7 protein-coding genes and 1 pseudogene are annotated in these 9307 nt (G+C 71.6%); 7 read left to right on the top strand and 1 reads right to left on the bottom strand.

Going from position 1 to position 9307, the window contains the following annotated elements; all coding sequences use genetic code 11:
• A pseudogene (locus BLW78_RS12060) lies at positions 1–534 on the top strand (sugar transporter); the annotation flags it as partial.
• A 150-nt stretch (positions 535–684) separates the two neighbouring features.
• The gene (locus tag BLW78_RS12055) at positions 685–1821 is read left to right on the top strand and encodes a branched-chain amino acid ABC transporter substrate-binding protein (RefSeq protein ID WP_091679798.1); all 1137 of its coding nucleotides are present in this window, start codon (positions 685–687) and stop codon (positions 1819–1821) included.
• Positions 1822–1845: 24 nt separating this feature from the next.
• Here the strand turns inward: BLW78_RS12055 and BLW78_RS12050 are convergent, their stop codons facing one another.
• Positions 1846–2415: a tyrosine phosphatase family protein gene (locus tag BLW78_RS12050; protein WP_020092750.1), complete on the bottom strand. Its 570-nt coding sequence runs from the start codon at positions 2413–2415 to the stop codon at positions 1846–1848.
• A 147-nt stretch (positions 2416–2562) separates the two neighbouring features.
• Between BLW78_RS12050 and BLW78_RS12045 the strand changes: the two genes are divergently transcribed.
• The 5 genes from BLW78_RS12045 to BLW78_RS12025 all read left to right on the top strand — a co-directional run bounded on the left by BLW78_RS12045 (position 2563) and on the right by BLW78_RS12025 (position 9302).
• Positions 2563–3696, top strand: coding sequence for a TRAP transporter substrate-binding protein (locus tag BLW78_RS12045; protein WP_244526922.1), 1134 nt, complete (start codon positions 2563–2565; stop codon positions 3694–3696).
• A 136-nt stretch (positions 3697–3832) separates the two neighbouring features.
• On the top strand, positions 3833–5245 hold the full coding sequence (locus BLW78_RS12040) for a phosphatase PAP2 family protein (protein WP_091679756.1): 1413 nt from the start codon (positions 3833–3835) through the stop codon (positions 5243–5245).
• A 595-nt stretch (positions 5246–5840) separates the two neighbouring features.
• A complete protein-coding gene (locus BLW78_RS12035; protein ID WP_091679754.1) occupies positions 5841–7229 on the top strand; it encodes a deoxyribodipyrimidine photo-lyase in 1389 nt (462 codons plus the stop codon).
• A gap of 274 nt (positions 7230–7503) precedes the next feature.
• Positions 7504–7803 carry a GCG_CRPN prefix-to-repeats domain-containing protein gene (locus tag BLW78_RS12030; RefSeq protein WP_091679795.1) on the top strand — a complete coding sequence of 100 codons (300 nt, stop codon included), beginning with the start codon at positions 7504–7506 and terminating at the stop codon, positions 7801–7803.
• 119 nt (positions 7804–7922) lie between these two features.
• A complete protein-coding gene (locus tag BLW78_RS12025; RefSeq protein WP_091679751.1) occupies positions 7923–9302 on the top strand; it encodes a chloride channel protein in 1380 nt (459 codons plus the stop codon).
• Positions 9303–9307: the final 5 nt, after the last annotated feature.

The raw sequence follows: 9307 nt of genomic DNA, 5'->3' as shown, positions 1-9307 counted from the left end.
GTCAACGAGACCTTCGTGCGGCTCTCGCGCGGGCCGGTGACCGCGACCGTGCCGCTGACCACGGTGGTGTCGAACCCGCGTGAGAACATCTACCTGCGGCCCAACGACGTGCTGACGCTCGTGCGCGACCCGCAGACCTTCATCGCGGTGGGCGCGCTGGGCAACAGCACCGAGCTGCCGTTCCAGGCCGACGGCATCACGCTGGCGCAGGCGCTGGCCAAGGCGCGCGGCCTGTCGGACTTCGCCGCCGACCCGGCCGGGACGTTCATCTTCCGGTTCGAGCCGGCCAGCGTCGTGCGCCGGCTCAGCCCCGGCTCGAAGCTTCTGGGCACGCCTCTGGTGCCGGTGGTCTACCGGATCGACATGCGCGACCCCAACAGCCTGTTCGTGTCCCAGGCGTTCCGGATGCGCAACCGCGATCTGATCTACGTGTCGAACGCCCCCTTCACCGAGGTCCAGAAGGTCCTCACCGCCTTCAACGGCGTCACCGGACCGGTCGCCTCCGCCGCGACGGCCTACGCCTACGCCAAGTAGGGACCGGGTCGTCGACAGGACCGCCGCGGAAAAAAATCGCGTTTCGCCGCGTCCTCGCGTATGGGCACTGGGTGCGGGGCGGGATCGAGGCTACGGAGCCGCATCCGCCGTCGCGCCGACGTGTCGCGCAAGGATGCCCAGAAGAGCCCGATGAAGATCGGACGTTTCGTCCCCGCCCACGGGCCGCTCCGGCCCGCGCTGATCACCCTGAGCCTGTGTCTCGCGCTCCTGCCCGCCACCCAAGCGGTGGCCGACGTGGTGGTCGGCGTCGCGGTTCCGCGGTCTGGTCCCTACGTGGCGGTCGGCGAGCAGGTTCTGCGCGGCGTCGAGGCCGCCGCCCGGGACGCCAACGCCATGGGTGGCCTCGACGGCCAGCCCGTGACCCTCGACGTGCAGGACGATGCCTGCGACTCGAACACCGCCATGGCGGTGGCCAACCACTTCGTCCGGTCGAACGTCCGTCTCGTCGTCGGCCATGTCTGCTCCAACGCCTCCATCGCGGCCTCCGACATCTACGCCCAGAACGGGGTGGTGATGATCACCGCGGCCTCGGTGGCGGCCCGGCTCACCGACCGGGGGCTGCCGAACATCTTCCGGGTCTGCGGCCGCGACGACGATCAGGCCCGCCTGTCCGCCGCCGTGCTGGCCGAGCGGTTCCGCGACCGGAAGATCGCGCTGATCCAGGACCAGACGCCGGCGGCCCGCAGCCTCGCCGCCGCCACCAAGGACAACCTCAACCGCATCGGCGTGAACGAGGCGCTGTTCCTGTCGTTCTCGCCGAGCGACGCCGACGACGCCGCCCTGGCCGACCGCCTGAAGGGCGCGGGGATCGAGGTCGTCTACTACGGCGGCGACGCCGCCGAGATGGGTCGCCTCGTGAAGATCGCGGCGGACCGGGGCTTCCGGCCGCAATGGTTCGGTACCTCGGCCATCGCCACGCCGGACTTCGCCAAGATCGCCGGATCGGCCAGCAACGGCGTGCTGATGACCTTCTACCTCGACCCGAGCCGGCAGCCCGCCGCCGCGGCCGTCGTGAAGGCCTTCAAGGCCGAGGGCGTCGATCCCACGGGCTCGACGATCTACGGGTACGCGGCCATGCAGGCGCTGGTGGCGGCCGGCAACTTCGCCCACTCCACCGAGCCGAGGCCGATCGCGCAGGCGCTGCACACCGAGCGCTTCGATCTCGTGCTCGGCACCGTTGGCTTCGATGCCAAGGGCGACGTCACCGCCCAGGGCTACGTGCTCTACGTGTGGAAGGACGGGAGCTTCACGCCGGCCGGCAAGTGAGGGGCGGACCCCGCACAGGCAACCTCACAAGGTCTCTGCGGCCTCGACCTCCGCGCCGCGGCCGAGGCCGCGCAGCAGCTCTGCCAGATGCGGGCGGACCCGCAATTGCAGGGCGTGCAGCCGCCGCACCGCCGCGCTGAGTTCCCCGTCCCGCCCGAGCATCGCGTCGGCGTAGCCGATCATGCGCGCGTTCGGCCAAGCCGGCTCGCGCAGGGCGTGGAGCCGCTCCACCAGGGCGGCGGCGGACGCGTCCGGCTCGGCCTGCGCGAACAGGGTCAGCAGCGCCGCCGTGGAGCGCGACAGGCCGTAATGGCAGTGGACCAGGAGATGGCCGGCCCCGTCGAGCGCCCGCCCGAAATCCAGGATCGCCGCGACGTGCTCCGGCTCGGGCGGGACGAGACCGTCGCCCGGGCCGAGGCAGTCGTGGAACCGGAGGGTCGTGCGGGCGTGGGCGCCGTAGGCGGTGAAGGCCGCGGGCTCCGGCGTGCCGGGATCGAGCAGCGACAGGACGTGGCTCACGCCGCGCGCGCCGTGGCCGGCCAGTTCCTCCAGGCCGCAGACGGTGTGCAGGGTGACGGCTGGCTCGGTTCGCATCCCGGGCGCCTAGCACGGGCACGGTCCGGTTTCGAGGCGCCACGGAACTGCCCGGGCCGCCCGCGGCTTTCGAGAACCGGCACGCACGTGCTACCTGCGACCCCCGCTCCGGCCCGGACGGGTCGGACCTGCTCGGACGAGATGCCGTTGGACGAACCTCACCTCGCGCGATCCCCCGCGGCCGGGACGCGGCGCCGCAGCGTGCTGACCGCCAGCCTCGGCGCCGCCGCGGCCCTGACCGGGCCGCTCGCCGCGCCGGCCCGGGCCGAGTCCGCCCCGGAGCTGCGCTGGCGCCTGTCCTCCGCCTACCCGAAGACCCTCGACATCCTGTACGGCGCCCCCGAGGCGCTCAGCCGGATCGTCGCGGAGGCCACCGACGGGCGCTTCCAGATCCAGGTCCAGGGCCCCGGCGAGCCGGTCCCGGCCGAGGGCCTGCTCGACGCCGTGGCCGCCGGCACCGTCGAGATGGGACACGGTCCGGCGACCCTCGGCATGGCCAAGGATCCGACCTTCGCGCTGGCCACCGCGGTGCCCTTCGGCCTCAACGCCCGGGGCGCCGCCGCGTGGTGGCAGGCGGGCGGCGCCGCCGAACTCTTCGCCGAGGTCTTCGCCAAGGCCGGGCTGGTCTGCCTGCCGGGCGGCAACACCGGCGCCCAGATGGGCGGCTGGTTCCGTCGCGAGATCAAGACCCTCGCGGACCTGCAGGGCCTGAAGTTCCGGATCGGCGGCATGGGTGGCCAGGTGCTCGCCAAGTTCGGCGTCCAGCCACAGGCGGTGCCGGGCCCCGAGATCTACGCGGCCCTGGAGAGCAAGAAGCTCGACGCTGCCGAGTGGATCGGCCCCTACGACGACGAGCGGCTCGGCCTGCAGAAGGTCGCGCCGATCTACCACTATCCCGGCTTCTGGGAGGGCGGCGCCATGCTGCACTTCTGGTTCAACGCCGAGAAGTGGAAGGCGCTGCCGAAATCCTACCAGGGGATCCTCAGGGCCGCGGCCGCCGAGGTCGGCGCCGACGTCCAGGCCAAGTACGACGCCCGCAACCCGCAGGCCCTGCGCCGGCTGGTGGCCGGGGGCGCGCAGCTGCGGCCGTTCCCCCAGGACGTCATGGAGGCCGCCCTCAAGAACGCCAATGACGTCTACGCCGAGATCGCCGCCAAGAACGCCGATTTCCGCCGCGTCTACGAGGCGATGCGGACCTTCCGCAACGAGGAGTACCTCTGGTTCCAGGTGGCAGAGTACACCTACGACAACTTCATGATCCGCGCCCGGGCGCGGGGCTGAGGCGCGCGCCGCCGCGGGAGGCCGGCGCGGCGCCCCGGGGGCGCTTCAAAGATGGGGACGTCGGGGCCGCGCCCGATTGCCACGCGATCGGGAACGGCTCTAGCGTCCGGCACGGCATCGGCGAGGGGAGGGCTGCATGTTCGGGACGCTGCGGGTCGGATTGGCTCTGCTCGGGGCGGCGCTGCCCCTCCAGGCCCTCGCACAGTCGGCCGCCAACCTGTCGGCCCTGCGCGGGCTGGTCCCGGTGGCCCGGCTGCAGACGACGCCCGACGGCAAGGCGGCGCTCGACGCGAACCTGCGGGTCACCGGCGACATCCAGAGCGGCGCGCTGAAGCAGCCGACGCTCCTGCCGTTCCCCGAGCAGCAGCAGCTCGCCCTGCAGGACTGCTTCATCACCGACGGCAACGCCGCCAACCTCGCCGACGGCCTCGGCACCACGCTCGCCCGCGCCTACCACGCCAAGGCGACCTACAGCGACTACAAGACCTTCACCAGCATCGCGCCGGCGGTCGCCAACCTGATCGGCTACACCAACAACGTGACCAAGTCGGATTCGAATTCCGGCAAGTACTTCTTCGCCAACGCCACGACCAACGGCAAGCATCCGGTCTCGGACGAGGCCGCCGCGATCCTGTCGAACGGTGCCGTCACCGACGTCTTCGGCAAGGCCTACGACCGGCCGGCCGGGAGCCCAGGCGCCGACCGCTACGGCAATTCGCGGCCGTTCCAGACCCTGCCACGCCTCCTCTCGTATCGCGGCAAGGACTATTTCGGTGACGCGTCCGACAGCCTCGACTGGCTGCGCGGCCCCTCGCAGGACCTCGTGAACAGCCCGTCCTACCCGAGCGGGCACACCACCTACGGCTACACCGAGTCCATGGTGCTCGCGCTCCTCGTGCCCGAGCGCTACCAGCAGATGGTCGCCCGCGCCGCCGAGTACGGCAACGACCGGATCATCGTCGGGGCGCACTACGCCATGGACGTGCTGGGCGGCCGGGCGACCTCGCTGCACGCCCTCGCGCACCTGCTCGCCAACGATCCGGCCTATGTCGGCCAGATCCGGAAGAACCCGGCCGTCCTCGACAAGGCGTCCGCCGAGGCCGACAGGACGGTCGGCGTGACGGATTACCGGGCGCTCCTGACGGAGGCCCGCGCGGCGATGACCGAGGCGCTGAAGGCCGGCTGCGGCGACGCGGTGTCGGCCTGCGCGGCGAAGGATACCGGCCGGTTCAAGGACGCGGCTGCCAACGCCGCCTTCTACGCGGCGACCCAGACCTACGGCCTGCCCGTGGTGCATCCGGACACCGCCGGCCGGCGGGAGGACGTGGGCAAGATCGCGCCGGAGGCCGGCCACCTGCTGACCGCGGCCTTCCCGGCGCTGACGCTCGACGAGGCCAACGCGATCCTTACCGAGACGCAGGGGCCGGGCGGCGGTTTCCTCGACGACGGCTCGGAATTCGGCGTCTACGCGCGCCTCGACCTCTACACGGCGGCCGGCAAGGCCGCGGCGCTGGCGGCGAGCCGGGCGGGGTCCAGCGCGACGCGCTGACACGCCGTGGCCGAGGGCCTGTCGGATCGCCGGCGGCGCGGATCTCCTAGAGAGGCAGGGCCGCCGGAGAGGGGTCCGTCGCGCCCCGGGCGCCCCGCCTGCGCGGGAAGCGCGCTGCCCCTCAACGCGCCCGTGGAAGGGCCGGACCGGGGCCCGCGCCTGCTCCGGACAGAAAAAAGGCCACTCCCGAAGGAGCGGCCCGAAGTCTAGGGAGGAAACGCCCAAGAAGGGCTGCGGAAGGGCGACGCCATCGCCTTCCCGCGCTGCACAATCTGCGCTCCTCGACGGAAAATTCAAGAGCATCAGGACAGCAGGGCTGTCCTTTCGTGCGCTCGCGCACGCGTCGCTTCCCGCCTGTGTTGAAAATGTCGCAGGCCGTCGAGCGCGATCGAAACCTGCATTGTCGCGGGCGGGAGCGATCGATCGCCGTGCAAGTCCCTGATGAGGCGGGGGTTTGGCGGCTGGAGCCGGAGTTCGGCCCGTCGCCTCGACTGCGGCTTTTCATCCGTCCGGTCCGGACGGACGAAAATCCCGCCCGCTCTACCTTCTCCGGCCAAGGTTCCGGCGCGGCGCGCCAAGCAAGGAGCAGGTGAGCATGGCGATCCAGGGCGAACGGATCCGGATCCTCAACGATGTCGAGCCGCGCGAAGACGGCGCCTACGTCCTGTATCTCCTGCAGCAGGCCAACCGGGCGACGTTTAATCCGGCTCTCGAACTCGCCATCGAGGAGGGAAACCGCCTCGATCTGCCGGTCATCGCCTGCTTCGGCCTGCTGGACGGCGCGAGCGGCTTTCCAGAGGCCAATGCCCGGCACTACGCCTTCCTGCTCCAGGGTCTCGCGGACGCGAAGGCAGGCCTGGAGAAGCGCGGGATCGGCTTCGTCATGCGCAAGTGCTCGCCCGCCGAGATCGCCATCGCCCTCGCCGAGGACGCCGCGCTCCTCGTGCTCGACCGCGGCTACCTCGCGATCCAGAAGGGCTGGTACCGGCAGATCGCCAAGTCGGTGAAGACGCGGATCGTCCAGGTCGAGGGCGACGTCGTCGTGCCGGTCGAGACGGCCTCGCCGAAGCACGAGTACGCCGCCCGGACGCTGAGGCCGAAGCTGAACCGGCTGTGGGACCCGTTCCTCGCGGCGCTGAAACCCCGCCGGGTGAAGCGCGCGGCCGATCGCCTGACGCTGAAGAGCGCGATCGACGTCTCCGATCCGGAGGTGGTGCTCGCCGGGATGACCCTCGACCGGGAGGTCGGCCCGGTGAAGCGCTTCACGGGTGGCGAGACGCAGGCCCGCAAGCGCCTGAAGGCGTTCCTGAAGGACGGGTTCTCGGGCTACGGCGCGGGGCGCAACATGCCGGAGGCGGCCGCCGCCTCGCACATGAGCCCCTACCTGCATTTCGGGCAGATCTCGCCGGTGGAGATCGCCCTGGCGGTGCGGGAGGCCAAGGTCGGCGATGCCGACGACCGCGGCGCCTACCTGGAGGAGCTGATCGTCCGGCGCGAGCTCGCCATGAACCACGTCTTCTACACGGAGGGCTACGACGCCTACGACAGGGCCGTGCCGGACTGGGCGCGCAAGACCCTGGCCGAGCACGCGAAGGACGAGCGCCCCCACGCCTACTCGGAGGCGCAGCTCGCCGCCGGCGAGACCCACGACCGCTACTGGAACGCCGCGATGCGCGAGATGCGCGAGACCGGCTACATGCACAACCAGCTGCGGATGTACTGGGGCAAGAAGATCCTCGAATGGTCCCCGTCGCCCGAGGAGGGCTTCGCGCGGACGCTCCGCCTGAACAACCGCTACTTCCTCGACGGGCGCGATCCGAACTCCTTCACCAACGTCGCCTGGGTGTACGGCCTGCACGACCGGCCCTGGCAGAAGCGCGAGATCTTCGGCACGGTCCGCTATCAGAGCGAGAACTCGCTCAAGAAGTTCGATGCCAAGGCCTACGTGCGGGCGGTGGAGAAGCTCTGCGCCGCCGAGGGCTGAGGCGGGACGGCCGCGCGGCCGCTGGGGCGCTTCGGTATCGTCGCAATCGTCGCACGATGACCGGACCGGGCGGCAGCGTATTGCGACGCTTGTCTTCGCGAAGGCTCAGTCGTCTCGCGCGCACAGGTTCGTGAAGAAACACTTCCCCGGCCTCGGATGTTTCGAGCCCACTTCCGGCCCGTCGCGGACGGCCGGACATGATCCGGCGACAACTCGGTCAGACCGGGGCCGGATCATCGCGCTGCTCGAAACTGAACGGAGGACGACGATGCGGATGAAGCTGGCAGGCGCAGCACTCCTCGCGCTCGGAACCTTGGCCGCCACGGCCGGTACGGCGGAGGCTGCCCAGGGCTGCGGCCCGGGCTTCCACCGGGGCTGGTCAGGCTGGTGCAAGCCGAACTGGCGCCCCTACGCGTACCGCCCGGTCTACTACGCCCGACCGGTGGCCTACGGCTGGGGCCGTCCCTGGGGCTGGCACCATCGGTGGGGCTGGCGCCACGCGGGCTGGCATCGCCCCTGGGGCTGGCACCATCACGGCGGCTGGCATCGGGCGGCTTGGCACCACAGGTGGTGATCGGCTGAGCGGCGGGGCCGGCACGCCGGTGCCGGCCCTCGGCCGTCCCGCGCAGGGGGCCTTTCCTTGACCATTGCGCTATAGCGTCCGCTCTCACTGCGCGGACGAGGTGCTCTTTAATGGTCGAGAAGCGGGACGAGGTGCGGGACACGACGGATGCTCCGCTCCCGCAACGGTCGCGCTACCGCCGCTCGATCATGCGCCTGCGGTCGGCCTCGATGGAGGCCTATCCGCTCTGGCGCGGGCGGCTGCTCTTCCTCGTGGGCGGCATCGGCGTGGGCCTCGCCGCCGTGCTGATGGCCAAGGGCGCCGACCTCGCGCAGGACGGGTTCCGGCGGCTCACCGCGCCGTCGCCGCTGATCGCCCTGGTGCTGACGCCCGCGGGCTTCGCCCTCGCGGCGCTGCTCGCCCTCACGGTCTTCCCGAACTCGCAGGGCTCGGGCATCCCGCAGGTGATCGCCGCCCGCCACGCCCGGGATACCGGCTTCCGCTACTCCCTGATCTCGCCGCGCGTGGCCTTCGGCAAGGTGCTGGTCCTGTTCCTGGGCCTGTTCTGCGGCGCCTCCGCGGGCCGCGAGGGGCCGACCGTGCAGGTCGGCGCCGCGATCATGGCCGCCTTCGGCCGCCTGACCCCGGAGCGCCTGCCCGGGCTGCTCCTCGCGGGCGGCGCGGCCGGCGTCGCGGCGGCCTTCAACACGCCCCTCGCCGGCATCGTGTTCGGCATCGAGGAACTGGGACGCGCCTACGAGGCGCGCTCCTCCGGCCTGATCGTGGCCGGGATCGTGGCCGCGGGCCTGACCTCGCTCGGGCTCCTCGGCAACTATACCTATTTCGGGACGACCGACGCCGCCCTGCCGCTGGCGGCCAGCTGGATCGTGCCGCTGATCGCCGTGGTCGGCGGCCTCGCCGGCGGCCTGTTCAGCCGCCTCGTCATCCTGTTCGCCCGCGGCCTGCCGGGCGCGGCCGGACGGATGATCCGGAAGCGGCCCGTGATCTTCGCGGCGGCCTGCGGGCTGTGCGTCGCCCTGTGCGGCCTCGCCTCCGGGGGCGCCGCCTACGGGACCGGCTACGAGGAGGCCAAGGCCATCCTCCACGGCGACGCGACGGCCGGCTGGACCTACGCGCCCCTGAAATTCGCCGCCACCGTGCTCAGCTCGATCAGCGGTATCCCGGGCGGCCTGTTCGCGCCGTCCCTGGCGGTCGGGGCCGGCCTCGGCGGCACGGTCCACGGATTCCTGCCGGGCATGCCCGTCGGCGCCGTCGTGCTGATCGGGATGGTGGCCTACCTGACGGGCGTGCTGCAGGCGCCGATCACCAGCTTCGTCATCGTCACCGAGATGACCCAGAACCACGCGATGGTGATCCCCCTGATGGTCGCGGCGCTCCTGGCCGACGCGGCCTCGAAGGCGATCTGCCGCGGCGGCCTCTACCACACCCTGGCGGAGATCATGCTGGAACGGGCCGACGTGCCGGCGCAGCCCGTGGCGAAGACCGGCTGACCGCG

Origin of the sequence: Methylobacterium sp. 275MFSha3.1, assembly GCF_900108435.1 — a bacterium.
Taxonomy (GTDB): Bacteria; Pseudomonadota; Alphaproteobacteria; order Rhizobiales; family Beijerinckiaceae; genus Methylobacterium.
This window is presented reverse-complemented; position numbering and strand designations above follow the sequence as displayed.